The following is a 23,753-nucleotide window of genomic DNA, read 5'->3' on the forward strand; positions in this document are numbered from 1 at the left end:
GAACCTGACGCTGAGCGCGGCGGCGCAGGCGCTGACCGGGCTGGGCGACCGGTTCGGCCAGTCGATCGTCAACGGCAACGCGATCCTCGACGACATCAACCCGCAGATGCCCCAGGCCCGCCGCGACATCCAGGCGCTGGCCTCCCTTGGTGACGTCTACGCGGACGCGGCACCGGAACTGCTGGACTTCCTGAACAATTCGACGACCACCGCGCGCAGCATCAACGCGCAGCAGCGGGACCTGGACCAGGCGCTGCTGGCCGCCGCCGGCTTCGGCAACACCGGTGCCGACATCTTCGAGCGCGGCGGACCCTACCTGGCCCGCGGTGCCGCCGACCTGGTGCCGACGGCTCAACTACTGGACACGTACAGCCCGGAGCTGTACTGCACGCTGCGCAACTACCACGACGTCGAACCGACGGTCCGGACGTTCCTCGGCGGCAACGGCTACTCGCTGAACACCCACTCCGAGATCCTGTCCGCGCTGGGTGCGATGCTCAACCCGGTTTCGCTGGTGCCGCTGTTGCTCTCCCAGGTCGGCGGGCTGGCCGCGGGCCTGGTCGGCGGCGCACCGAACCCCTACATGTATCCGGAGAATCTGCCGCGGGTTGCCGCGCACGGTGGCCCGGGTGGTGCCCCCGGCTGTTGGCAGCAGATCACCCGCCAACTGTGGCCGGCACCGGAATTGGTGATGGACACCGGCAACAGCATCGCGCCGTACAACCACTTGGATACCGGTTCGCCCTACGTGCTCGAGTACGTCTGGGGCCGTCAAGTAGGGGACAACACGATCAACCCATGAAAATCACCGGGACTCTCGTCAAGCTCAGCATCTTCGCATTCGTGCTGTTGCTGTTCAGCGTCATGATCATCGTGGTGTTCGGTCAGATCCGCTTCGACCGGACCACCAGCTACTCCGCGGAGTTCAGCAACGTCAGTGGGCTGCGGGCGGGTCAGTTCGTGCGGGCCTCCGGGGTGGAGATCGGCAAGGTGAAGAACCTCGAGCTGCTCGACGGCGGCCGGCGGGTCAAGGTGGACTTCGACGTCGACCGCGCAATCCCGCTGTACCAGTCGACGACCGCCCAGATCCGCTACCTGGACCTGATCGGCAACCGCTACCTCGAGCTGCGGCGCGGCGAGGGCGACGGCGCGGACAAGGTGATGTCGGCGGGCGGACTCATCCCGCTGTCGCGCACGTCCCCGGCACTGGACCTGGACGCGCTGATCGGTGGATTCAAACCGGTGTTCCGGGCACTGAACCCGGAGAAGGTCAACACCATCGCGTCGTCGTTGATCACGGTCTTCCAGGGCCAGGGCGGCACGATCAACGACATCTTGAACCAGACCGCGTCGCTCACCAATCAACTCGCCGAGCGGGACCAGGCGATCGGCGAAGTGATCAAGAACCTGAACACCGTGCTGGACACCACTGTCCGGCACCGCAAGGACTTCGACCAGACCGTCAACAATCTCGAGGTGCTGATCACCGGGCTGAAGGACCACAGTGACGGCCTCGCCGGCGGCACCGCGAACATCAGCAACGCCGCTGGGACGGTGGCCGATCTGCTGGCCGAGGACCGTGCACTCCTGCACAAGACCATCAACTACCTGGACGCCGTGCAGCAGCCGCTGGTCGATCAGCGGCAGCAGCTCAACGACTTCCTACAGCGCGTGCCGTCCGCGTTGAACCTGATTGGCCGGTCCATCGGCTCCTACGGTGACTTCGTCAACTTCTACTCCTGCGACATCAGCCTCCGGATCAACGGTCTGCAACCCGGTGGACCGGTCCGCACCGTCCGGCTCTTCCACCAGCCGACAGGAAGGTGCTCGCCGCAATGAGAACGTTGGAGCCGCCCAACCGGCTGAAGATCGGGTTGATGGGCATCCTGGTGACGCTGTTGGTGATCGGCGTCGGCCAGAGCTTCACCAGCGTGCCGATGCTGATGGCAAAGCCCAGTTACTACGGGCAGTTCACTGACACCGGCGGCATGAACAAGGGCGACAAGGTGCGCATCGCCGGCATGGACGTCGGCAAAATCGAGGCGATCAAGATCGACGGCGATCACATCGTGATGAAGTTCTCGATCGGCACTCAGAGCATCGGTACCGAGAGCCGGCTGCAGATCCGCACCGACACGCTGCTGGGCAAGAAGGTCCTGGAGATCGAGGCGAAGGGTAACCAGCCGCTGCGACCCAACGGCGTGCTGCCGCTGGGTCAGAGCACCACGCCCTACCAGATCTACGACGCCTTCCTGGACGTCACCACCGCGGCCAGAGGCTGGAACATCGACACCGTCAAGCAGTCGTTGCACGTGCTGTCGGAAACCATCGACCAGACCTACCCGCAGCTCAGCCCCGCGCTGGAAGGTGTGTCCAAGTTCTCCGACACCCTGGGCAAGCGTGACGACGAACTCAAGCATCTGCTCGCTCAGGCCAACCAGGTGGCGAGCGTGCTCGGCGATCGCAGCCAGCAGGTGGACCGGTTGCTGGTCAACGCCAAGACGCTGCTCGCCGCCTTCAATGACCGCGGCCGTGCCATCGACGCCCTGCTGGGCAACATCGCCTACTTCTCAACGCAGGTTCAAGGCTTCATCAACGACAACCCGAACCTCAACCACGTGCTGGAGCAGTTGCGCACCGTCAGTGATGTGCTGGTCGCGCGCAAACAGGACCTGGCCGACGGCCTGCAGATGGTCGGCGGGTTCCTGCCGTCGTTGAACGAGTCGATCGCGTCCGGACCGTTCTTCAAGGTCGTGATTCACAACCTGGTCCCGGGTCAGATCATCCAGCCGTTCATCGACGCCGCGTTCAAGAAGCGCGGGCTGGACCCGGAGAACTTCTGGCGCGGAGCCGGCCTGCCGGCCTACCGGTTCCCCGACCCCAACGGGACCCGGTTCCCCAACGGCGCCCCGCCGCCGGGACCGCTGGTGCTGGAAGGCACCCCGGAACACCCGGGACCGGCCGTGCCGCCGGGAACGCCGTGCTCGTACACGCCGCCCGCAGACGGCATCCCGACGCCCGGGAACCCGTTGCCCTGCATCGGGCTCAACAACGGTCCGTTCGGTGGGGTCGGGTTCCCTGGACCCAACGTCGCGGCTTCGCCGCCCAACCCGAACGGCGTCCCGTACATTCCGGGCATCCCGATCGCCGGACGCCCGGGCGAGCCGGCGCCGGACGTGCAGGGCACCCCCGTTCCGCTGCCGCCGAACACCCCACCGGGCTCGCGCACCGAGCCGCTGGGACCGGCGGGACCGGTGGGGCCACCGTCGACCTTCGCCCCTGGCCTGCCTCCGGGTCCGGCAGCGCCGCCTGGGCCGGGGAACCAGCTGCCGGCGCCATTCATCAATCCCGGTGGGACCGGTGGCAGTGGCGTAGTGGGAGGTAGCCAGAATTGAGCACCATCTTTGACGTCCGCAACATCCGGTTGCCGCGCCTGAACCGGGTGACGGTGATCGTCGGGATCCTGGTGGTGATCCTCGCGCTGGTCGCCGTGTTCGTCGGGTTCAAGCTGTACATGAAGCTGACGACCAACACCGTGACGGCCTATTTCTCCCAGGCCAACGCGCTGTACGCCGGCGACAAGGTCCAGATCATGGGCATGAAGGTCGGCACGATCGACAAGATCGAGCCGGCCGGCGACAAGATGAAAGTGACGTTCCACTACGAGAACAAGTACAAGGTTCCGCTGGACGCCCACGCGATCATCCTCAACCCGACGCTGGTGGCGTCCCGCGCGATCCAATTGGAGCCGGTCTACAAAGGCGGACCCGTGCTGCCCAACCGCGCCGAGATCAAGATCGACCACACTCAGGTGCCGGTGGAGTGGGACGAGCTGCGCAACAGCATCACCAACATCATCTCCAAGCTGGGCCCCACAAAAGAGCAGCCGCAGGGGCCGTTCGGTGAGGTGATCAACTCATTCGCCAACGGGTTGTCGGGCAAGGGCCGACAACTGAATTCGACACTTGACAATCTGTCCAAGGCTCTGACGGCGCTGAATGAGGGGCGCGGGGACTTCTTCGCCGTGGTCAAGAGCCTGGCCCAGTTCGTCAACGCATTGCACCAGGACGACAAGCAGTTCGTGGCGCTCAACCAGAACCTGGCCGATGTCACCGGGCGGCTGGCCAGCACCGACGGTGCGCTGGCGGCGGCGATCCGCCAGTTCGACGAGCTCCTGACCACGATCCGGCCGTTCCTGGACAAGAACCGCGAGGTGTTGACTCACGACGTCAACAATCTGGCCGAGGCGACCACCGCATTGTTGCAACCGGAGTCCTACAACGGACTGGAGACCGCGTTGCACGTGTTGCCGACGGCTGCGGCCAACGTGAACCAGATCTATCACCCGTCGCATGGTTCGTTGGTCGCCGTTCCGGAGATCACCAGCTTCGCCAACCCGATGCAGTTCATCTGCAGTTCGGTGCAGGCCGGTAGCCGGTTGGGGTATCAGGAGTCCGCGGAGTTGTGCGCGCAGTACCTCGCGCCGATCCTCGACTCGATCAAGTTCAACTACTTCCCGTTCGGGTTGAACACGTTCAGCACCGCCGAAGTGCTGCCCAAGATGGTGGCCTATTCCGAGGAGCGGCTGCGCCCGCCCAACGGCTACAAGGACACCACCGTGCCCGGCATCTGGGTGCCCGACACCCCGCTGTCGCACCGCAACACCCAGCAGGGTTGGGTGGTGGCCCCCGGCATGCAGGGGGTCAAGGTCGGGCCGATCACCGCGGGTCTGATGACCCCGGAGTCGCTGGCCGAGCTGATGGGCGGGCCGGACATCGGGCCGATCCAGTCCACCTTGCAGACCCCGCCGGGACCGCCCAACGCCTATGACGAGTACCCGGTGGTGCCGCCGGTGGCGCTCAACGCGCCAGTACCGGTGCAGCCGCCGCCGCCCGGACCGGGCGTGGTCCCGGGTCCGGTGGCTCCGACCCCGGCGGCCCCCGGGCCGGCACTGAACGCACCGGTGGGCGCACCGTTGCCGGCTGAGGCAGGAGGCCGGTGATGCGGGTGCTGCGCAAGATGCGCTATCGCAGCTGGCAGGTGCTGGTGCTGCTGCTGGCGGCGCTGATGCTGAGTTCCTGCGGTTGGAAGGGCATCTCCCAGGTGGCCATTCCCGGCGCACCGGGCAGCGGGGACGGCGCCTACGTCGTCTACGCCCAGGTACCCGACACGCTGGCGATCAACGGCAACAGCAAGGTGATGGTCGCCGACGTCGAGGTGGGTTCGATCCGCAAGATCGAACTGAAGAACTGGATCGCCACCCTGACGCTGGGCCTGAAGAAGGACACCAAGCTCCCCAGGAACGCGCTGCTCAAGATCGGCCAGACCAGCTTGCTGGGGTCGCAGCACGTGGAGCTGATATCCCCGGAAAAGCCGGAGGGTCAGCTGAAGAACGGCGACGTGATCGCGCTGAAGAACTCGTCGGTCTATCCGAACATCGAGCAGACGCTGGCAGTGATCTCGCTGATCCTGCGCGGCGGCGGCATCCCCAACCTGGAGGTGCTGCAGAACGAGATCTACACGATCTTCAAAGGCCGGGGCGAGCAGATCCGCGACTTCCTGGGCAAGCTCGACACCTTCACCAGGCAGCTCAACGAGCAACGCGACGACATCACCCACGCGATCGACTCGACGAACCGGCTGCTGGGCTACGTCGGCAACCGCAACGACGTGCTGGAACGGGTGCTGACCGACTTCCCGCCGCTGATCAAGCACTTCGCCGACACGAAGAACCTGCTGATCAACGCGGTGGACTCGGTCGGGCGACTGAGCCAGGTCGCCGACCAGTACCTGTCGGAGACGCGTGCCAACCTGCACACCGATCTGCAGCTGCTGCAATGCCCGCTGCGGGAGCTGGGCCGCGGGTCGCCATACCTGATCGGCGCGCTGAAGCTGATCCTGACGCAGCCGTTCGACATCGACACGGTGCCGAAGATGTTCCGTGGCGACTACCAGAACGTGAACGCCACGATCGATGTGACGCTCAGTTCGGTGGACAACGCGGTGCTGAGCGGTACCGGGTTCTCCGGACTGCTGCGCGCCATCGAGCAGTCCTTCGGCCGCGACCCCGAGTCGATGATTCCTGACATCCGTTACACGTCGAACCCGAACGACGCCCCGGGCGGGCCGCTGGTGGAGAGGGCGGAGCGAGGCCAATGCTGACACCCTTTATCAGACGCCAGCTGCTGCTGTTCCTGGCTTTGACGGTGGTGGCGCTGTCGGTGCTGGGCATCTACTACCTGCAGGTCCCGACCCTGGTCGGCATCGGCCGTTACGAGCTGACGGCCAATCTGCCGGCGTCGGGCGGTCTGTACCCGACGGCCAACGTGACCTACCGCGGCATCACCATCGGCAAGGTCGACGAGGTCGAGCCCACCCCCTGGGGGGCCCGGGCGAAGCTGAGCATCGACAGCCGGTACAAGGTCCCCGTCGATGCCGTGGCGAACGTGCACTCGGTGTCGGCGGTCGGTGAGCAGTATCTGGACCTGGTGTCGGAGGGCAACCCCGGAAAATTCTTCGCCTCGGGTCAGACCATCACCAAGGGCACCGTGCCCAGCGAGATCGGGCCGGCGCTGGACACCGCGAACCGGGGTCTGGCGGTGTTGCCCAAGGAGAAGATTCCGCAGCTGCTCGACGAAACAGCGCTGGCCGTGGGCGGATTGGGCCCGTCACTGCAGCGGCTGGTCGATGCCACGCAGGCGATCGTCGGCGATTTCAAGAACCAGATCACCGACATCGACGACCTCATCCAGCACTCCGGACCGGTACTGCAAAGTCAGGTCGACTCGGGCGGCGCGATCCGGCGCTGGTCGCACAACCTCAACGTGCTGGCCGCGCAGAGCGCCGCGGAGGACCAGCACTTGCGCAGCGTGCTGACCCAGGCCGCGCCGACCGCCGACCAGGTGAACGAGGTGTTCACCGATGTGCGGGAGTCGCTGCCGCAGACTCTGGCGAACCTCGAGGTGGTCTTCGAACTACTCAAGCGCTACAACAAGGGCCTCGAGCAGGTGCTGGTGTTCCTGCCGCAGGGCGCCTCGATCGCGCAGACGGTGGCGGCGCCCTTCCCGAACCAGGCCGACCTCGACCTGGCACTGGCGATCAACCAACCGCCGCCGTGCCTGACCGGCTTCATCCCGGCAGAACAGTGGCGCTCGTTCGCCGACACCAGCGTGCAACCGCTGCCGGTCGGCACGTACTGCAAGATTCCGATGGACACACCGGCCAACAGCGTGCGCGGGTCGCGCAACATCCCGTGTGTCGACGTGCCCGGCAAGCGGGCCGCCACGCCGAAGGAGTGCCGTAGCCCCAAGCCCTACGAGCCGGCCGGGACCAACCCCTGGTACGGCGACCCGAACCAGCTGCTGACCTGCCCGGCGCCCGCCGCGCGCTGTGATCAGCCGGTGAAGCCGGGCTTGGTGGTTCCGGCGCCGTCGGTCAACAACGGCCTGAACCCGCTGCCCGCGGACAGGCTGCCACCGGGCGGACTCACACCCCCGCCGGTCAGCGACCCGCTGACGCGACCCGGCCAGGGCGCGGTGCAGTGCAACGGGCAACAGCCCAACCCCTGCGTCTACACTCCGGGCGGGCCCCCGTCCGCTGTGTACAGCCCGCAGAGCGGTCAGCTGGTAGGGCCCGACGGGGTGAGATACTCCGTCGAGAACTCAACCAAAACAGGAGACGACGGATGGATGGAGATGCTGGCGCCGGCCGGCTGAACCCCATCGACGAGGACGACCCGACTAGCTCTGCAGCCGAGCCCGCGGACACCGAACCGTCCGAGGCGCCGGCTGGTTCTGAGGTGACGGACGAGGACTCGGCTGACACCGAACTCGGCGCGACGGAGGAGTCCGAGGCTGGGGCCGAGGCTGCCGAGGATGTCGAACGGCGCCCGTCGCGGGTGAACCGCGCCTGGCTTGCGACGATCGCGGCACTGTTGCTCCTGTTCAGCGGGGCCATCGCGGCAGGCGGCTACGTGGCGCTGCGCTATCACCAGGACTTTCAGGCCGGCGCACGCAACGCCGCGACGGCGCTGCAGATCGCCAAGGATTGCGTGGTGGCGACCCAGGCGCCGGACACCAGCAGCATGGCCGCCAGCGAACAGAAGATCATCGACTGCGGCACCGACCAGTACCGCACCCAGGCCCTGCTCTACAGCAGCATGCTGGTCCAGGCGTACCAGGCCGCCAACGTGCACCTGAAGGTGTCGGACATGCGCGCGGCGGTGGAACGCAACAACCCGGACGGGTCGGTCGACATACTCGTCGCGCTCCGGGTCAAGGTGTCCAATGAACAGGCGGAGGATCAGGAGGCGGGTTACCGCCTGCGGGTCAAGATGGCGCCCGTCGAGGGCACCTACAAAATCTCGAAGCTCGAACAGGTGACGAAGTGACGGTGGTGGTCGAAGACATCCAGACCACGGAGACCGCCCAGGACTTACCCGAAAAAGCCTTGGCGTCGTGGCGATTGCGCGCCGCCGCGTTCGTTGTGGACGTGTTGCCGGGCTTCGCCGCGGCGGCGTCGTTGGCCGTGGTGTCATTCACCTTGCCGGTGCGCCACACGTGGTGGTGGGTCTGCATGTCGGTGCTCGGCGTCGTCGTGCTGGCGGTCCTGGTCAACCGGCTGCTGCTGCCGACGATCACCGGCTGGAGTCTGGGCCGCGCCCTGTTCGGCATCGCGGTGTCGGGGCGGGACGGCTCGGCGGTCAGCCCGTGGCGGTTGCTGCTCAGAGAACTCGCGCACCTACTCGACACGGCGGCGTTGTTCATCGGCTGGTTCTGGCCGCTGTGGGATTCCGAGCGCCGCACCTTCGCCGACATGCTCACCCGCACCGAGGTGCTGCGTGTCGTCCCGCACGAGCATCCCGACAAGGTGCGGCAGTGGACGGTGGTCGCCCTGCTCGCCGCTGCCACGGTTTGCCTGGATGCCGTCGGGATCGGCTACCAGCAGGGATATGCACCGGCCCGGGCGACCGAGCGGACGCGCAACGAAATCTTCACCGAGGGACCCAAGATCGTCGCCCAGATGCTGACCTACGATCCGGCGACGTTGCGTGACGACTTCGCCCGCGCCCTGACGCTGACCACGGACCGGTATCGGCCTGAGTTGGCGGCTCAGCAGCAGACGGTGCAGAAGGGCCACCCCGTCATCAACGAGTACTGGTCGACGGCGAACTCGATCCTGTCGGCGGCGCCGGACCGCGCGACGATGCTGCTGTTCATGCAGGGCCGGCGCGGATCCGGGGATCAGACCCGCTACATCACCGCCAGCCTGCGGGTGAACTTCGCCAAGGACCGCGAGAACCATTGGCGCGTGGACGATCTCGTCGTCTTGGCCAAGCCGAAACCCCCAGGGGCCGGGAAATGAGTCCGCGTCGCAAGTTCGCCCCCGGCGAGCAGTCGCTGCTGGTCGCGCAGCCGGTACCGCCGCGGCACCGGGAACTGCGGCTGGTGGCCGTGGCCGCGACCCTGGTGATGGTCGCCGGGCTCACGCTCTGCACCCTGATGACGATCCGTCACGAGATCCGGGCGCGGACCGCGGAACGGGAGACCTCGGCACTGAACTACGTGAAGTGGTTCATGACCGGGTTCACCTCGATCGACCCGTTCCATGCCAACGACTACATCGACCGGATCCTGGGCCAGGCGACGGGCGACTTCCACAAGCAGTACGAAGAGCAGGCCAACCAGATCCTGTTGCAGGTCGCTCGTGCGGAACGGGCCACCGGCACGGTGCTGGAAGCCGGGGTGGAGCGGTGGAACGACGACGGGAGTGTGACTGTGTTGGTCGCCACCGACGTCACCTCCAAGTCGCCGGACGGCAAACAGGTCTTCGAGAGCACCAACCGTTGGTCGGCAACTGCCAAGCAGGAAGGGAATCAGTGGAAGATAAGCAACCTGCTGCAGGTGATCTGACCGTCGCGGACGCCGAAGAGGAAACCCAGGTCGACGCCGGGGTGGACGAGCGCGACTCGGTAGACGAGACCGACTCGGCCCTGGACGAAAGCGACTCGGCCCCGGAGGATTCCGACTCGGCGGACGAGACCGACTCGGCCGCAGACGATTCCGACTCGGACGAGTCGGCGTCACCGGCGCCGGTCAAGAAGAAACGGACCGGCCGCTGGGTCGCGGCGGTGGTCGCGCTGTTGACCGTGCTGTTCGTCGGTTCCGCGGCATTCGCCGGCGCGACCGTCCAGCCGTACCTCGCCGAGCGTGCCGACGTCGCGGTCAAGTTCAAGGTGGCGCAGGCCGCGGCGAAAGCGGTCACCACACTGTGGAGCTACACACCAGAGAACATGGATACTCTCTCCGATCGGGCGGACAACTACCTGACCGGCGACTTCCGCGCTCGGTACCGCAAGATCATTGAGCAAATAGCGGGGCCCAACAAGCAGGCCAAGGTCACCAATTCCACCGAGGTCACCGGCGTCGCCGTGGAATCACTGAACGGGCCGAATGCCACCGCCATCGTCTACACCAACACCTCCACCACCAGCCCGCTGAGGAAGAACATCCCGACCCTGCAGTACCTCGCCTACCGGCTCATGATGAAGCTCGATGACGGCCGTTGGAAGGTGACCACCATGAACACCATCACCTCGCTGGACGTCACGCCCCACCTGTAGCGGACCGGCGCGATGGTCGCGACGTCCCCGGTCTCCAACCGGTCAACCGTTACAGCGTTGCTGCTGTTGACCTTCTCGACCGGTTTGGCCGATGCAATCAGCGTCCTGGTGCTCGGTCACGTGTTCGTGGCCAACATGACCGGCAACGTGATCTTCCTCGGCTTCTGGTTCGCCCGGAATACCAACGTGGACCTGACCGCAGCCGTCGTGGTCTTCCCGGCCTTCGTCGCCGGAGCCATTCTCGGGGGCAGGCTGATGCGCCACTACGGGGTCCGCACCCGGTCCTGGCTGACCAGCGCACTGGGCATCGAGACGGGGTTGTTGACCGCGTTGTCGGCCGGGGCGGGCGCCGGTGTGCTGGGCTACCAGGACAACACCAAACTGTTCCTGATCGCCGGGATGGCGACCGCCTACGGCCTGCAGCACGCCACCGCACGTCAATTCGGCATCCAGGAACTCACCACGACGGTGCTCACGTCGACGATCGTGGGACTGGGGGTCGACAGCAGGCTGGCCGGCGGCACCGGGAACCGCGAAAAGCTGCGCTACAGCGTGGTTTTGACGATGTGCGCCGGCGCGGCGCTGGGTGCGACGATATCGCGGTTCGCGGTCGCGCCGGTGTTGGGGCTGGCGGCGGCCGTCGTCGGCGTCAGCCTGCTGATCTTTCGGTTCGGGCCGGCGGCGGGCTCAGTTGAAAGCGAGCCAGCTGGGTAGCGCCCGCTCGCGCGAATCGCACAGCACCTGGCGGGTGTCGCAGGATCCCTTGGGTGCGCCCGCACCGGCCCACATGCCCCCGGTGTCGCGGCGCAGCACGATCGCCGATGAGCCACCCCCGTCGAGCAGTACCGCGGTGTCGCTGCCCAGGCCGCGGAACAGGTCCTGGATGTTGTCGGGGGTGTAGTTGCCGCCCTCGAAGATGTACATCTCGTCCTTTTGCCTGTTGTAAGCCAGCGCTGTGCGGGCCGCGCTGGGACCGCCGTCGTGCAACTGGGCGGTGTTGCCGGGCGACAACAGGCCGATGCCGGCCACCGCGACGAACTTCGCGTTCTTGTCGAGCAGCTCCTGGATGGCCGGCGTCGCCAGGTCGTAGTCCTCTCTGCCCTTGGGCCGCAACACATATGGCGCACCACCGACCGGCAGAATCATCGTCGTCAGCGAGGTCCAGGACTCGTTGCCTCCGGATAGACCCTGCTTGCCGGGATACGCCACGGTGCCGGTGACGGCCTGATTGGCCCGGCCCTGACCGCGGGTGTTGTCCACAAACGCACCCAGCGGTGAACTGCACCCGGTATCGCGCCACGAGCCGCCCTTCTGGCCGCGCACGTCGAAGAAGTTGGCGTTGATCGCGATCGTCGGCTGTCCCATCCGCGCCCAGGCCTGCAGCGGCGCGTAGACCTCGGATGCCTGCCAGAGTCCTTCGCCGGTGCGGGCGCCGGCGTTGTTCTCACACCGGGCCTGGTCACCTCGATGGGTGTCCACCAGCAGATGCGGCTGCAACCGGCCGGAGGCCTGCTTGAGGATCATCAGGTGACCGCCGTTGCCCATCTCGTACCAGTGGCCGGCGCCGTCGAGGAGCGGCATGGGGTGGCCGCCGCCGAAGTTGTAGACCAGGTAGCTGCCCTTGGTGGTGGCGATGGCCTGCTCGAGCAGTTCACGGGCATCGGCGGCGCGTGCCAGCGGCTGGCCCGTGGTGCTGCTCAGGGCGACGAAGGCGGCGAAGGCGGCGCAACTTGCCGTCAGTCTGCGCAACACGGCAGATGGCGTCAGCACGAGAAGCCCTTTCGGCCTGATTGGGGGAAGCAACCCTCTCAGGATTAGCCACATCCGTCACACTGTCAACATAAGTCACAGGCGCGTGACGGTTCGGCCGCGCTGGAATTACGTTTGCCCGCTTGGGGTTTCGGCTTCGGTCTCGGTTTCGGGCGCGTCTTCGGGTTCGGCTTCGGTCTCGGTCGTGTCTTCGGCTTCGGTTTCGGTTTCGCGCGTTGTCTCTCTGGCCCTTTCCCGGGCCTGGTGCTGGGCCTGGTGTTCGGCGGCGATCGCGAGCGCGGCCGCACCCTGGATTCGGTGAAATCCCTTGCGGTCGTAGAGGTGCGTAACGATCCCACCCAGCAACAGTCCGATCACCAGGCCGATCGACGTCTTCAGCAACGCCTGGGACAAGCCGGCATCCGCGTGGCCGTCGAAGTAGAGCAGCGAACGCACGCCGAGAAATACCTGATGCATCGGCTCGAACTCGGCAAGCCATCGGAAGAACGGCGGAACGGCTTCCAGCGGTACCGTCGCACCGGCCGAGGGCAACCCGAGGATGACGAAGATCAGCATGCTGACCAGCAGACCCATCGAACCCAGCACCGCGATCAGCGAACTCGACGTGATGCCCACCGCGCTGATGGCGAACACCCCGTAGAGCCACAGTTTCCAGCCCAGCGTGATGGGCATGCCCAACTTGTCGGCGATGGCCATGTACACACCCGATGTGAGCAACGCCAGCACCACCATCAGTCCCCACTTGACCAGCAAGGTGCTGAACCGGGAGATCCTGACCTGCCCGGCGAATCGATACACCGGACCGAATTCGGCAGGCACATAACCGAGCATCGAATCCACCAGAGTGCTGACCACGATGCTGCCGGTGAAGCCGGCCAGCAACAGCAACAGCGCATAGTAGAAGGCCGACAGGCCGTTTCCGGTGCCCGCAGGCAGTGGGTTGTGTACGGTCGACTTGATCTCGATCGGGTTGGCCACGGCCAGCAGGGCTGCGCCGGCCACCGGCGCCCCGCCGGCGCGGGCTACCACATCAGCCGAAAGTCCTTCGCCCAACTTGGTATTCGCCGTCGTCGCGACCTGAGTCAAGGTCTGGTTGGCGATGCTCGAGCCGAGCGTGCCCGCGCGGGGATTGGTCGAGATCGTGATCGTGGCGCGTTCCCCGCGGCTGGCTGTCAACGCGCTTTCGCCGAGCTCGTGCAGCGTCGACGAAAACGACACGGGGATAACCATTTCGCCGTATACCTGGGCACTGTCGAGGAGTTGTCTGCCTTCGGCCAGCGAGACCACCCGAACGTCGAACTTCTCCTTGTCCAGCTTGGCCACCATGGCATCGACGACCTGTTTGCCATACGGCCCGGCATCCTGGTTGACGACGGCGATCGGAAAATGCCGCAGATTGGTGGTCGGATTCAGGATGCCGCCGAGATACAGCGCGGACAGTGCGGATAACAGCGCCAGTGTGATGACGATCGGCGCCAGCCAGAACCGCACCTTCCGAAGCGACCCTGTGTTCCGATCGGGTTTGGGCATGGCGTGCCGAGGCTGCTTCTGAGACATGGGGACTCCTGTCGGTCGTGCCCACTCTAATGTGATCAGCCGCCGAGCTCGGCGTGCATCTCCCACACCAGGACCTCGCAGTCGTGCCGCGCGGTGATCCGCCGCGCACCGGCGTCGGTGCCGCGGACGGCATCGCCGGCGCCGAGTTCGCCGACGTCCTCGACAGTCAGTGCGCCCCGGGCGACGAACACATGCAGATACGGTGCCGACGGCAGCTCCACCGTGCCGCCCGGCCCCAGCCGGGCGACGTGCAGAGCGGCGTCCCGATTGTGCAGGGTGAGTGCGGCATCGCGTCCGGGGATGCCCGAAGCGACGGTGACCAGCTTCCCGTCGTGTAGCCGGTCGCCGATGTCGAGTTGCTGGTAGCTCGGCGCGATGGCGGACTGGTCGGGCGACACCCACATCTGGACGAAATGTACTGGCGTGCTTTCGGATTCGTTGGTCTCTGAGTGCAGGATGCCGCTGCCGGCCGACATGCGTTGCGCGAGGCCGGGATAGACGATGCCGTGGTTGCCGGACGAATCCCGATGGGTGAGTTCGCCGTCCAGCACCCAGGTGACGATCTCCATGTCCCGGTGCGGGTGCGAGTCGAACCCGGTGCCGGGTGCGACGACGTCGTCGTTGTTGACCAGTAGCAGTCCGTGATGGGTGTTGTCGGGGTCGTAGTAGTCGCCGAACGAGAAGGAATGCCGGGATTCCAGCCAGGGAGTGGTAGTGATCGCCCGGTCGGCTGCTCGCCGGATGTCCACGGTGGCAGGCATGGGTTCTACAGTAGTGCGGCGGGCGGGCGCGGTAGCGGCGGAGCCTCGGTTGTGAACCGTTGGCTTCTATTGTGAACATACGGTTTTCGGGGTGAAGCCAGGGCGGGATAATCGCAGAAAGTCCGCCCTGGGTTCACCCGCAACGCCATAACTTCACCCGCAAAGCCGTAGCTTCACCCGCAACGCCGTAGCTTCACGCGCAAAGCCGTACACACGTCCGCGTGACAACAGCGCGAGCGGCCGGCGCAGGCCGTGCACCTAGGCGTGCGGGTATGTCGCCGCGGCGAGTTGCAGGATCTCGTCGCGATCGGCCGCCAGGAGAAAACCGGCGTCGATCGCCTCGTCGAGCGAGAGTGTGAAGCCGGCCAGGTATTCCTCCGCGCCGCCCGGGTACAGCCGGCGCAACGTGTCCTCGTCGAAGGGTTCGCCGGATCCGAAGATCGCCGCCATGATGTTCTCCTCGGCGCTGACCCCCGACGTTCGGGCGATCGGGATGTCCACCCACGGGGTCCGGACGCCTCCCGCGGCGATGCCGTGGGTGTCCAGGACCGGCTCCGGGAGTTCGCCCTCGCGCACCTCCAGCAGCGGCCCACTGGGCGGTGCCGCGCCGGTGCGGACCCAGTTGTGCAACCCGGCCAGGGCCGCCTGCACCACGTAGTGATGCTGCGGCCCGAAGTTGATGTAGTGGTCGAGTTGCTGGCCCATCAGGCTCTTGGTGGGTGTGTAGCCGGCCGCGAGGTCCTCGATCGGCGCCGAACCCGAATCGATGGCGGCGACCTGGATCGTGTAGTTGTCGGCGTGCGCGGCGCCGGCGATCTCCCAGACCCGCAGCAGGTCGTTGTCGGGTTGCCTGGCGAAGTAATAACCCTGCGGCGTCGTCCCGAACAGGTCGGTTTCGGTGATGACCGTGAGCAGCGGGACGCGCAGATCCGGCCGGAACTTGACCGATCCGGACGGGCCGTTGAGCAGCTCGAAGATGGATCGGTTGTCCACGGGCGCGGCGGGCCCGAAGCGCGAATGCACCAGGAACCCGTCGTACACCTCGGCGAGCGGATCGACGGCGTTGACGTAACTGGTCAAGAACATCGCCGACTGCGATTCGCCAAGGGCCACAACGTGTTCGGCGCTCAGCCCGCCCAGAAGCTCCGGACCCGCGTCTCGGACCAGCCGGCCGGCCTGGGAGAAGATGTCGTAGGCGAACGCGTCGCCGGGGTGGTTCAGGCCGGCGTAGCGTTCGGGACCCTGGCTCTTCAGGGACATGTCCATGTCCAGCAGGTTCATCCCGCCGTCGACGCCGACCTTCTGGACCGAGACCATGACATAGGCGTAGCCCGCCCGGATCACCTCGCGGTGCGCCATCATCCAGACCGCCGGAGCGTCGATGCCGCCACTGACGTTGAGCCATTCCACCAGCGCCGTGCCGTTGAACTTCGCGTGGTCGGTGGGCGTCAGCACCACGAGGCGAGTGGTGTAATCGGCTGTAGCCGAAGGCTTTACGTCCCAGCGGCCATCAGGACCCAGCTCACCGTCCGGGACGTAGGACACCGCCGTCCCCGAGACGAAGAACTCGTTAACCTCATAACCCACCGCGCCGATGTCGAAGGCTCCCAACAGAAGTAGCGGCTTACCGGGCATCGGTGCGACGGTGGGCGTATCTGTCATAGCGACTCCGGTAATCCGAACTTGGCGAACAACGACTCGTCGAGGAACGCGACGACGTGTGACACGCCGTCGCTGCGGACATCCAGCACGTGCAGTTGGAACGGCACATGCCGGTCGCCCGCGCGCATGTACAGCGCGGCAGCCGGCTGCCCATTGGCCACCAGCGGGACCATGCGCATATCACCCGGCACCTCGGCGGGGCACTTCTGGTGGATGAGGGTGACGATGTCCCGAGCCCCGCGATACCAACCCGTGTAGGGCGGCATCTCCCAGATCGCCTCGGCCGTGAACAGTTCCACCAGCCGGTCGATGTCGTAGGCCTCGAATGCCGAGATGTAGCGGGCCAGCAGGTCCTGGGCCTCGGCCGATTCCGGGGCGGCCAACCGGTCCTCAGAACTGGGTCCGACGGCGTCGAGCTGGGTGCGGGCCCGCTGCAGCAGGCTGTTGACGGCGACGGTGGTGGTGCCGATCGCCTCGGCTACCTCGGCGGCCTTCCACTGCAGCACGTCGCGCAGCAACAACACGGCTCGCTGCCGGGGCGAGAGGTGCTGCAGCGCGGCCACGAACGCCAGCCGTACCGATTCCCGCTGGCCGACAACCTGCGACGGGTCGGTCGGGTCGTCCCCTTGCGGCAGGGGCTCCAGCCAGGGCACTTCGGCCCGCTCGACCAGCTCCGCCGTCGGGTCCGAGCTGGTCGTGCCCAGCCCGGTGGGCAGCGGGCGGCGCTGCCGTCCCTCCAGCGCGGTCAGGCAGGTGTTGGTGGCGATGCGGTGCAACCAGGTGCGTACCGAGGATTTGCCCTCGAACCGGTCATAGGATTTCCACGCCCGCAGCAGCGTCTCCTGCACCAGATCCTCGGCGTCGTGCAGCGAGCCCGTCATCCGGTAGCAGTGCGCCAGCAGTTCCCGCCGGTAGGGCTCGGCGTGGGCGGAGAAATCCCCGGTGGGGCCGGACGCGGTGTCTTCGGTGAGAACACTCACCCGGTCGAGACTACGCAGAGTCTGCGACAACTCCACGCGAGGAGTGGGCCTCATTCGCCTAAGCTGCCCTCAATGACTACCACCCGCACGGAACGGACCTTCGACGGTGTCGGCGGAGTGCGCATCGTCTACGACGTCTGGACGCCGGACGTCGCGCCGCGCGCGGTGGTGGTGCTGGCCCACGGATTCGGCGAGCATGCCCGGCGCTACGACCACGTCACGCAACGATTGGGGGCGGCCGGGTTGGTCACCTACGCCCTCGACCACCGCGGCCACGGACGATCCGGCGGCAAGCGGGTGCAGGTCAGAGACGTCTCGGAGTTCACCGCCGACCTGGACACCCTGGTCGGCATCGCGACCCGGGAGAACCCGGGTTGCAAACGCATCGTGCTGGGCCACAGCATGGGCGGCGCGATCGTGTTCGCCTACGGCGTGGAACGTCCGGACAACTACGACTTGATGGTGCTGTCGGCGCCGGCGATCGCCGCGCAGGAGCTGGTGCCGAAGGTGGTGTCGGTGGCAGCCAAGGTGCTGGGGGTGCTGGCACCCGGACTGCCGGTGCAGGCGCTGGACACCGACGCCATCTCCCGCGACGCGGACGTGGTCAAGGCGTACTACGACGACCCGCTGGTCTACCACGGCAAGGTCCCGGCCGGTATGGGGCGGGCCCTGCTTTCGGTGGGCGAGACGATGTCGGCGCGGGCACCGGCGATCACCGTGCCGTTGCTGGTGGTGCACGGCACCGGCGATCGGCTGATCCCGATCAGCGGCAGCCGCCAACTCATCCTCTGTGTGGGCTCCGACGACGTCCAGCTCAAGGAATACCCCGAGCTCTACCACGAGGTCTTCAACGAGCCCGAGCAGGACCAGGTGCTCGACGACGTCGTGTCGTGGATCAACTTACGGTTGTGAGGCCTGTCGGACCCCTCGGTTAGTTTGACTCCCATGACCGACGACAAGATGCTGTCCCGTATCGCGGCACTGCTGCGTCAGGCTGAAGGCACCGACAACCCGCACGAATCCGATGCGTTCCTGAGCGCCGCGCAGCGGCTGGCGACGGCGGCGTCCATCGACCTGGCGGTGGCGCGTTCCCATTCGGCTAACCGCTCTGCAGCCCAGGCCCCCACCCAGCGCACCATCACCATCGGCACCGCGGGCACCCGCGGATTGCGCACCTATGTGCAACTTTTCGTGCTGATCGCCTCGGCCAACGACGTGCGTTGTGACATCGCGTCCAACTCCACGTTCCTCTACGCCTACGGGTTCGCCGAGGACATCGACGCCGCGCACGCGTTGTACGCCAGCCTGGTGGTCCAGATGGTTCGCGCCTCGGACGCCTACCTGGCATCCGGCGCGCACCGACCGACACCCACCATCACCGCGCGGCTGAACTTCCAGCTCGCGTTCGGGGTGCGGGTCGGTCAGCGGCTGCTCGAGGCCCGCGAACAGGCCCGCCAGGAGGTGAGCAAGGACCGTGCCCGCGCCCCTGGAACGGCGATTGCGTTGCGGGACAAGGAAGTCGAGCTGCGCGACCACTACCGCAGCACGTCGCAGGCGCGCGGCACCTGGCAGGCCAGCCGGGCCACCGCCGGGTACTCCTCGGCGGCCCGGCGCGCGGGTGACCGGGCCGGTCGGCGGGCGCGGCTGGGTAACAGCCCGGAGTTGCCGGGTGCGCGGACCGCACTGGGCCGGTGACGCGGGATTCCCAGCGCGCCAAGGTCTATGCGGCCGAGGTCTTCGTCCGCACCATGTTCGACCGTGCCGCCGAGCACGGGTCGTCCAGCGTGGAGTTCTTCGGCACGCAGTTGACGCTGCCGCCGGAGGGACGGTTCGCGTCGGTGGCGTCGGTGCAGCGCTACGTCGACGACGTGCTCGCGCTGCCGGCGGTCCGTGGCCAGTGGCCGGACGTGTCACCGCTGCGGGTGCGCGCGCGCCGTGCGGCCACCGCGGCGCACTACGAAAACCGCGACGGCGCAGGCACTGTCGCCGTTCCGGATCGGGATACCGCCGACTGGGCGATGCGGGAGTTGGTGGTGCTGCACGAGGTTGCACACCACCTGTGCCAGGTGGCACCTGCGCACGGACCGGAGTTCGTGGCCACGATGTGTGAGTTGACGGAGTTGGTGATGGGTCCCGAAGTCGGCTACGTGCTCAGGGTCGTGTACGCGAAAGAGGGTGTGTCGTGACCGATCCGGACGTGCGCGCCCGCGAGGTCGAGGCGCAGCTCACCGACGACGAGCGTTTCGCCCTGCTGGTCGGCGTGATGGGCGCCGGGGACATGTGGCCGCTGCGCGACGAGCGCATTCCGCCCGACGTCCCGATGAGCGCCGGCTACGTGCCCGGTATCGACCGGCTGGGCGTGCCGGCGTTGCTGATGAGCGATGCCGGGCTCGGCGTCACGAATCCCGGATTCCGCCCGGGCGACACCGCCACCGCCCTCCCGGCCGGCCTGGCGCTGGCGGCGAGTTTCAACCCGGGGCTGGCCCGCGCCGCGGGCTCGGTGATCGGCGCGGAAGCACGGGCCCGCGGGTTCAACGTCCAGCTGGCCGGCGCGATGAACCTGGCCCGCGACCCGCGCAACGGCCGAAATTTCGAATACTTCTCCGAGGACCCGTTTTTGACCGCGGTCATGGCCGGCGAGCAGGTCGTCGGCATCCAAGCGCAGGGCGTCATCTCGACCGTGAAGCACTTCTCGCTGAACTGCAACGAGACCAACCGGCACTGGCTGGACGCGCTGATCGACCCCGACGCGCACCGCGAGTCCGACCTGCTTGCGTTCGAGATCGCGATCGAGCGCGGCCGGCCCGGTGCGGTGATGGCCGCCTACAACAAGGTCAACGGCACGTACTGCGCGGCCAACGACGTGCTGCTGAACGACGTGCTCAAGGGTGCGTGGGGATTCCGCGGCTGGGTGATGTCGGACTGGGGCGGGACGCCGAGCTGGGAGTGCGCACTGGGCGGGCTCGACCAGGAATGCGGCGCGCAGATCGACGCATTGCTGTGGCAGGCCGAGACGTTCGGCGAGCCACTGCGCGCCGCCGTTGCCGACGGACGGCTGCCCCGCGAGCGGTTGTCGGACATGGTGCGACGCATCCTGCGCTCCGTGTTCGCGGTCGGGGTGGACCGCCGGGAGTCGGTGCCCACCCCGGACATGAACGCACACAACGACATTGCCGCCGACATCGCCCGTCAGGGCATCGTGCTGCTGCAGAACCGGGGCGTGTTGCCTTTGCCGTCCGCGTCCCCGATCGCCGTCATCGGCGGTCATGCGCATCTGGGCGTGCCGGCCGGGTACGGATCCAGCACCGTGCTGCCGCCCGGCGGCTACGCGGGTGTGGTCCCGATCGGCGGGACGGGTTTGGAAGCAGGCATGCGCCAGTTGTATCTGTTGCCGTCGAGCCCGCTCGAAGAACTGCGAAAGCTCCTGCCGCAAGCACAGTTCGACTTCGATCCCGGCATCAACCCCGCCGAGGCGGTCCCGGTGGCGCGGCGCGCCGACATCGCGATCGTGTTCGCGATCCGTGCCGAAGGCGAGGGATCCGACGGTGCGGACCTGTCGTTGCCGTGGGGCCAGGACGCGTTGATCGCGGCCGTGGCGGCCGCCAACCCGAACACGGTGGTGGTGCTCGAGACCGGCAATCCGGTGACGATGCCGTGGCGTGATTCGGTAGACGCCATCGTGCAGGCCTGGTATCCCGGTCAGCAGGGCGGCCGGGCCATCGCGGAAGTACTTGCCGGACAGGTGAACCCGTCGGGGCGGCTACCGGTGACCTTCCCGGCCGACCTGGGTCAGACGCCCCGGCCGGACCTGGGGACGCCGAGCACCATTGACTACTCCGAGGGCGCCGAGGTCGGCTATCGATGGTTCGCGGCCACCGGGCAGGAGCCCATGTTCGCGTTCGGACATGGCCTGTCCTACACCACCTTCGACTACCGCGACCTGACCGTGTCCGGACCGGACGCGGTGACGGCCACCTGCACCGTTGTCAACACCGGCGAGCGGGCCGGAGCCGAGGTGGCGCAGCTGTACCTGATCGGCGCTCCGGACGGAAAGTGCTGCCGGCTGCTGGGTTTCGAGCGGATCGAACTCGAGCCCGGCGAGTCGCGCCAGGTGCACATCGAAGCCGAACCGCGGCTGCTGGCCCGGTACCGCGACGGCCAGTGGCGGATCAGGCCCGGCCGGCACACGGTTGCCGTCGCAGCCTCGGCGACGGATCTGAAATTGACCGCGGAGATCGAGTTGGCCGGGCGTACGTTCGGAAGCTGAAGGGCCGCCGAACGCACGACCTGCCCGCCCTACTGGACCGGGACCAGTGCCTCCCCGCAGGTGCAGCGGTACGGCTCGGTGGCTCCGGAGCAGTGACAGGGGACCTCGACGCGAACGCGGCAGCCGCAGCCTTCGTGGCCGCAGGTCAACACGGTGTCGGCTTCGTGAGTTGCCATGGATATCACCTTCATCTGGATGGGAATGGTCGGAGGTTGTGCCTCCGTCATCAATATATACCCCATAGGGGTATTAGGTAAAGGGCGCGCCGGGATTCAGGGTGATCCGGTGCCCGGGACGTCGACCCGCGTCTGCATGACCCGGCCCGTGGACTCGCCGACGAACAGACCCTCGTGGGTGGTCCGGTCGATCACCGGCAACCGACAATTGTCAATGTCCACAAAGTGGCTAGCGTTGGTCTATGCCCGCAGATGCAACCCCGCAAGCCGTCGATGCGTTCTTGGACAGCACGCTGATCGGCCTTGATCCGGCGTTGGCCGCGGCCGTCGAGGCCAGCGACGACGCCGGGCTGCCGCACATCGCGGTGTCGGCGCAGCAGGGCAAGTTCCTGTGTCTGCTGGCTTCGGCCATGCAGGCGCACCGCATTCTCGAACTCGGCACGCTGGGCGGGTACAGCACCATCTGGCTGGCCCGCGGAGCCGGCCCCCAGGGTCGGGTGGTCACCCTCGAATACGATCCGCAGCGCGCGCAGGTGGCCCGGTCCAACCTGGAGCGGGCCGGGCTCGGCGATCGGGTGCAGGTCGTGACCGGTGCGGCGCTGGACACCTTGCCGACCGTGACCGGCGGTCCGTTCGACCTGGTGTTCATCGACGCGGACAAGGAAAACAACGCCGCCTACCTGGAATGGGCGATCAAGTTGGGGCGCCCGGGCACGGTGATCGTGGTGGACAACGTGATCCGCAGCGGCCGGATCCTGACCGAGTCCGACGGCGGCCGGGTCGCGGCGACCCGCGGCACGCTGCAGATGATGGGGGAGCACCCGCGGCTGGACACCGCGGTGCTGCAGACCGTCGGCGGCAAGGGCTGGGACGGTTTCGCGCTGGCGCTGGTGCGTTGAGACGTACATTGAACCGGTCATCGAATGTCGTCGCGAGGGGCTTCGCCGATGGGCTTGAACGGCAGGAGTAGGCCGACGACGGCCGATGTGGCGCGGCTGGCCAACGTCTCGACCGCGACGGTCAGCTACGTGCTCAACAACTCTGCCGGACGGATGATTTCGGCGCAGACGCGCGCCGCAGTACGCGACGCCGCCGCCGAACTCGGCTACCGGCCGAACCTGGCGGCGCGCAATCTCGCCCGCGGTCGCAGCGGCGTGGTGTTGTACATCGTGCCGCGGCTCGCCGGCGGCGAGATGCCCATGCAGGTCGGAACTCACATGACCACGGAGTTGACCCGGCGGGGAATCATGCAGGTGCAGCTCTTCGAGACCGAGCAGGACGACACCGTCGCCGACGCGATCAACCAGTTGCAGCCGATCGCGGTGACGAGCCTGTTTCCGTTGAGCCGCAAGGCATTTGATGCGGTGCGGGCCGCGGCCATTCCCTACATCTGTTTCCACACCCTGCCCGGCCTCGGCGATCCGCAGTATTCGATCGGACAGCTGCGCGTCGACCATCTCGTCTCGCGGGGCCACCGCAACCTGGCGTTCGCCTACACCGGTGAGGTTCGGTGGCGGGCGCTCGGTGACTACTGGATCGACGGCATCCGGCGCGCGGCACACGGGCATCGGCTGCCTGACGTCGTGGTGGGCGAACTGATGCCGGACAACAGCGCCGACGTGGTACGCGACTGGCACGCCCGCGGCGTCACCGCGGTCTGCGCACAAAGCGACGAGGTGGCGTTCGTGGTGCTCGACGGCGTGCGACGCGCGGGACTGCGTTGCCCCGAGGATCTGGCCGTGATCGGTGTCGACGCCACCGCCCTGTCCCCGTTCAGCGTGCCGGCCCTGACCACGGTGGCCTTCGACCGGACGGCGATCGCCGAAGTGGCGTTGCGGGCGGTGCTGCAGCAACTGAACTTTCCCGACGAATCACCTCCGCCGGCACCGGGCATCGCGACGCTGATCGTGCGCGGGTCCACCTAGGCACAGACGCTGGACTCCGTTCGGTTAAGCGCGT

The 23,753-nt window shown here is 67.0% G+C and carries 22 protein-coding genes and 1 pseudogene; 17 read left to right on the forward strand and 6 right to left on the reverse strand.

Annotated elements, in window-relative coordinates; all coding sequences use genetic code 11:
* The 11 genes from AC5Y4D_RS19875 to AC5Y4D_RS19925 form a co-directional block, all read left to right on the forward strand.
* Positions 1 to 802, forward strand: an 802-nt coding sequence (locus AC5Y4D_RS19875; RefSeq protein ID WP_500038022.1) for an MCE family protein, incomplete at its 5' end; no start/stop codon positions are given.
* On the forward strand, positions 799 to 1,839 hold the full coding sequence (locus AC5Y4D_RS19880) for a virulence factor Mce family protein (protein WP_499947028.1): 1,041 nt from the start codon (positions 799 to 801) through the stop codon (positions 1,837 to 1,839). The genes AC5Y4D_RS19875 and AC5Y4D_RS19880, both read left to right, overlap by 4 nt.
* Positions 1,836 to 3,395: a virulence factor Mce family protein gene (locus tag AC5Y4D_RS19885; protein ID WP_499947027.1), complete on the forward strand. Its 1,560-nt coding sequence runs from the start codon at positions 1,836 to 1,838 to the stop codon at positions 3,393 to 3,395. The genes AC5Y4D_RS19880 and AC5Y4D_RS19885 overlap by 4 nt, the downstream gene beginning before the upstream one ends.
* Positions 3,392 to 5,002, forward strand: a complete 1,611-nt coding sequence (locus AC5Y4D_RS19890; RefSeq protein WP_499947026.1) for a virulence factor Mce family protein — start codon at positions 3,392 to 3,394, stop codon at positions 5,000 to 5,002. Before AC5Y4D_RS19885 ends, AC5Y4D_RS19890 begins: the two co-directional genes overlap by 4 nt.
* Positions 5,002 to 6,162 carry a virulence factor Mce family protein gene (locus AC5Y4D_RS19895; RefSeq protein WP_500038023.1) on the forward strand — a complete coding sequence of 387 codons (1,161 nt, stop codon included), beginning with the start codon at positions 5,002 to 5,004 and terminating at the stop codon, positions 6,160 to 6,162. The genes AC5Y4D_RS19890 and AC5Y4D_RS19895 overlap by 1 nt, the downstream gene beginning before the upstream one ends.
* Positions 6,156 to 7,715 (forward strand): virulence factor Mce family protein, encoded by a 1,560-nt coding sequence (locus AC5Y4D_RS19900; protein WP_500038024.1) that lies wholly within the window; start codon positions 6,156 to 6,158, stop codon positions 7,713 to 7,715. Before AC5Y4D_RS19895 ends, AC5Y4D_RS19900 begins: the two co-directional genes overlap by 7 nt.
* Positions 7,685 to 8,389, forward strand: coding sequence for an Rv1363c family protein (locus AC5Y4D_RS19905; protein ID WP_500038025.1), 705 nt, complete (start codon positions 7,685 to 7,687; stop codon positions 8,387 to 8,389). The genes AC5Y4D_RS19900 and AC5Y4D_RS19905 overlap by 31 nt, the downstream gene beginning before the upstream one ends.
* Positions 8,386 to 9,363, forward strand: a complete 978-nt coding sequence (locus tag AC5Y4D_RS19910) for an RDD family protein (protein WP_500038026.1) — start codon at positions 8,386 to 8,388, stop codon at positions 9,361 to 9,363. The genes AC5Y4D_RS19905 and AC5Y4D_RS19910 overlap by 4 nt, the downstream gene beginning before the upstream one ends.
* Positions 9,360 to 9,911: an Rv1363c family protein gene (locus AC5Y4D_RS19915; RefSeq protein ID WP_500038027.1), complete on the forward strand. Its 552-nt coding sequence runs from the start codon at positions 9,360 to 9,362 to the stop codon at positions 9,909 to 9,911. Before AC5Y4D_RS19910 ends, AC5Y4D_RS19915 begins: the two co-directional genes overlap by 4 nt.
* Complete coding sequence (locus AC5Y4D_RS19920; protein ID WP_500038028.1) at positions 9,878 to 10,621, forward strand: mammalian cell entry protein; 744 nt, start codon at positions 9,878 to 9,880, stop codon at positions 10,619 to 10,621. The genes AC5Y4D_RS19915 and AC5Y4D_RS19920 overlap by 34 nt, the downstream gene beginning before the upstream one ends.
* A gap of 12 nt (positions 10,622 to 10,633) precedes the next feature.
* A complete protein-coding gene (locus tag AC5Y4D_RS19925) occupies positions 10,634 to 11,335 on the forward strand; it encodes a YoaK family protein (RefSeq protein ID WP_500038029.1) in 702 nt (233 codons plus the stop codon).
* Here AC5Y4D_RS19925 and AC5Y4D_RS19930 read toward each other — a convergent pair.
* From AC5Y4D_RS19930 to AC5Y4D_RS19950, 5 genes and pseudogenes are all read right to left on the reverse strand, one after another.
* Positions 11,309 to 12,445, reverse strand: coding sequence for a phosphodiester glycosidase family protein (locus AC5Y4D_RS19930; protein ID WP_500038030.1), 1,137 nt, complete (start codon positions 12,443 to 12,445; stop codon positions 11,309 to 11,311). The two genes, AC5Y4D_RS19925 and AC5Y4D_RS19930, sit on opposite strands and share 27 nt — an antisense overlap.
* Before the next feature lie 54 nt (positions 12,446 to 12,499).
* A complete protein-coding gene (locus AC5Y4D_RS19935; RefSeq protein WP_500038031.1) occupies positions 12,500 to 13,948 on the reverse strand; it encodes a YhgE/Pip domain-containing protein in 1,449 nt (482 codons plus the stop codon).
* Positions 13,949 to 13,983: 35 nt separating this feature from the next.
* Positions 13,984 to 14,709 carry a pirin family protein gene (locus AC5Y4D_RS19940; RefSeq protein WP_499944085.1) on the reverse strand — a complete coding sequence of 242 codons (726 nt, stop codon included), beginning with the start codon at positions 14,707 to 14,709 and terminating at the stop codon, positions 13,984 to 13,986.
* 258 nt (positions 14,710 to 14,967) lie between these two features.
* Positions 14,968 to 16,371: an alpha/beta hydrolase domain-containing protein gene (locus AC5Y4D_RS19945; protein ID WP_500038032.1), complete on the reverse strand. Its 1,404-nt coding sequence runs from the start codon at positions 16,369 to 16,371 to the stop codon at positions 14,968 to 14,970.
* Positions 16,368 to 17,476 (reverse strand): annotated as a pseudogene (locus tag AC5Y4D_RS19950) (sigma-70 family RNA polymerase sigma factor). Before AC5Y4D_RS19950 ends, AC5Y4D_RS19945 begins: the two are co-directional and overlap by 4 nt.
* Here AC5Y4D_RS19950 and AC5Y4D_RS19955 point away from each other — a divergent pair.
* Genes AC5Y4D_RS19955 through AC5Y4D_RS19970 form a run of 4 tightly spaced genes read left to right on the forward strand, consistent with a single transcriptional unit; the run spans position 17,424 to position 21,618 of the window.
* The gene (locus AC5Y4D_RS19955) at positions 17,424 to 18,263 is read left to right on the forward strand and encodes an alpha/beta hydrolase (protein ID WP_499992008.1); all 840 of its coding nucleotides are present in this window, start codon (positions 17,424 to 17,426) and stop codon (positions 18,261 to 18,263) included. The pseudogene AC5Y4D_RS19950 and the gene AC5Y4D_RS19955 overlap by 53 nt on opposite strands.
* Before the next feature lie 33 nt (positions 18,264 to 18,296).
* Entirely contained in the window at positions 18,297 to 19,046 is a 750-nt protein-coding gene (locus AC5Y4D_RS19960; RefSeq protein WP_499944082.1) for a DUF2786 domain-containing protein, read from the forward strand.
* Complete coding sequence (locus AC5Y4D_RS19965) at positions 19,043 to 19,537, forward strand: TIGR04338 family metallohydrolase (protein ID WP_499992004.1); 495 nt, start codon at positions 19,043 to 19,045, stop codon at positions 19,535 to 19,537. Before AC5Y4D_RS19960 ends, AC5Y4D_RS19965 begins: the two co-directional genes overlap by 4 nt.
* Positions 19,534 to 21,618 carry a glycoside hydrolase family 3 C-terminal domain-containing protein gene (locus AC5Y4D_RS19970; protein ID WP_499992002.1) on the forward strand — a complete coding sequence of 695 codons (2,085 nt, stop codon included), beginning with the start codon at positions 19,534 to 19,536 and terminating at the stop codon, positions 21,616 to 21,618. Before AC5Y4D_RS19965 ends, AC5Y4D_RS19970 begins: the two co-directional genes overlap by 4 nt.
* Before the next feature lie 29 nt (positions 21,619 to 21,647).
* Here the strand turns inward: AC5Y4D_RS19970 and mymT are convergent, their stop codons facing one another.
* Positions 21,648 to 21,803: a copper-binding metallothionein MymT gene (mymT, locus tag AC5Y4D_RS19975; RefSeq protein ID WP_499944098.1), complete on the reverse strand. Its 156-nt coding sequence runs from the start codon at positions 21,801 to 21,803 to the stop codon at positions 21,648 to 21,650.
* 233 nt (positions 21,804 to 22,036) lie between these two features.
* On the opposite strand from mymT, the gene AC5Y4D_RS19980 reads away from it, so the two are divergent.
* Entirely contained in the window at positions 22,037 to 22,693 is a 657-nt protein-coding gene (locus AC5Y4D_RS19980) for an O-methyltransferase (RefSeq protein WP_499944079.1), read from the forward strand.
* A 48-nt stretch (positions 22,694 to 22,741) separates the two neighbouring features.
* The gene (locus AC5Y4D_RS19985; RefSeq protein WP_500038033.1) at positions 22,742 to 23,719 is read left to right on the forward strand and encodes a LacI family DNA-binding transcriptional regulator; all 978 of its coding nucleotides are present in this window, start codon (positions 22,742 to 22,744) and stop codon (positions 23,717 to 23,719) included.
* Positions 23,720 to 23,753 lie beyond the last annotated feature (34 nt).

The organism is Mycobacterium sp. NGS67, from assembly GCF_059812185.1.

Bases quoted from the DNA above. Each gene is read 5' to 3' on its own strand.
- AC5Y4D_RS19955 (WP_499992008.1), top strand. From the start codon at position 17,424: ATGACTACCACCCGCACGGAACGGACCTTCGACGGTGTCGGCGGAGTG.
- AC5Y4D_RS19945 (WP_500038032.1), bottom strand. From the start codon at position 16,371: ATGACAGATACGCCCACCGTCGCACCGATGCCCGGTAAGCCGCTACTT.
- AC5Y4D_RS19935 (WP_500038031.1), bottom strand. From the start codon at position 13,948: ATGTCTCAGAAGCAGCCTCGGCACGCCATGCCCAAACCCGATCGGAAC.
- AC5Y4D_RS19925 (WP_500038029.1), top strand. From the start codon at position 10,634: ATGGTCGCGACGTCCCCGGTCTCCAACCGGTCAACCGTTACAGCGTTG.
- AC5Y4D_RS19915 (WP_500038027.1), top strand. From the start codon at position 9,360: ATGAGTCCGCGTCGCAAGTTCGCCCCCGGCGAGCAGTCGCTGCTGGTC.
- AC5Y4D_RS19900 (WP_500038024.1), top strand. From the start codon at position 6,156: ATGCTGACACCCTTTATCAGACGCCAGCTGCTGCTGTTCCTGGCTTTG.
- AC5Y4D_RS19985 (WP_500038033.1), top strand. From the start codon at position 22,742: ATGGGCTTGAACGGCAGGAGTAGGCCGACGACGGCCGATGTGGCGCGG.
- AC5Y4D_RS19880 (WP_499947028.1), top strand. From the start codon at position 799: ATGAAAATCACCGGGACTCTCGTCAAGCTCAGCATCTTCGCATTCGTG.
- AC5Y4D_RS19960 (WP_499944082.1), top strand. From the start codon at position 18,297: ATGACCGACGACAAGATGCTGTCCCGTATCGCGGCACTGCTGCGTCAG.
- AC5Y4D_RS19930 (WP_500038030.1), bottom strand. From the start codon at position 12,445: ATGTGGCTAATCCTGAGAGGGTTGCTTCCCCCAATCAGGCCGAAAGGG.
- AC5Y4D_RS19905 (WP_500038025.1), top strand. From the start codon at position 7,685: ATGGATGGAGATGCTGGCGCCGGCCGGCTGAACCCCATCGACGAGGAC.
- AC5Y4D_RS19895 (WP_500038023.1), top strand. From the start codon at position 5,002: ATGCGGGTGCTGCGCAAGATGCGCTATCGCAGCTGGCAGGTGCTGGTG.
- AC5Y4D_RS19885 (WP_499947027.1), top strand. From the start codon at position 1,836: ATGAGAACGTTGGAGCCGCCCAACCGGCTGAAGATCGGGTTGATGGGC.
- AC5Y4D_RS19940 (WP_499944085.1), bottom strand. From the start codon at position 14,709: ATGCCTGCCACCGTGGACATCCGGCGAGCAGCCGACCGGGCGATCACT.
- AC5Y4D_RS19980 (WP_499944079.1), top strand. From the start codon at position 22,037: ATGCCCGCAGATGCAACCCCGCAAGCCGTCGATGCGTTCTTGGACAGC.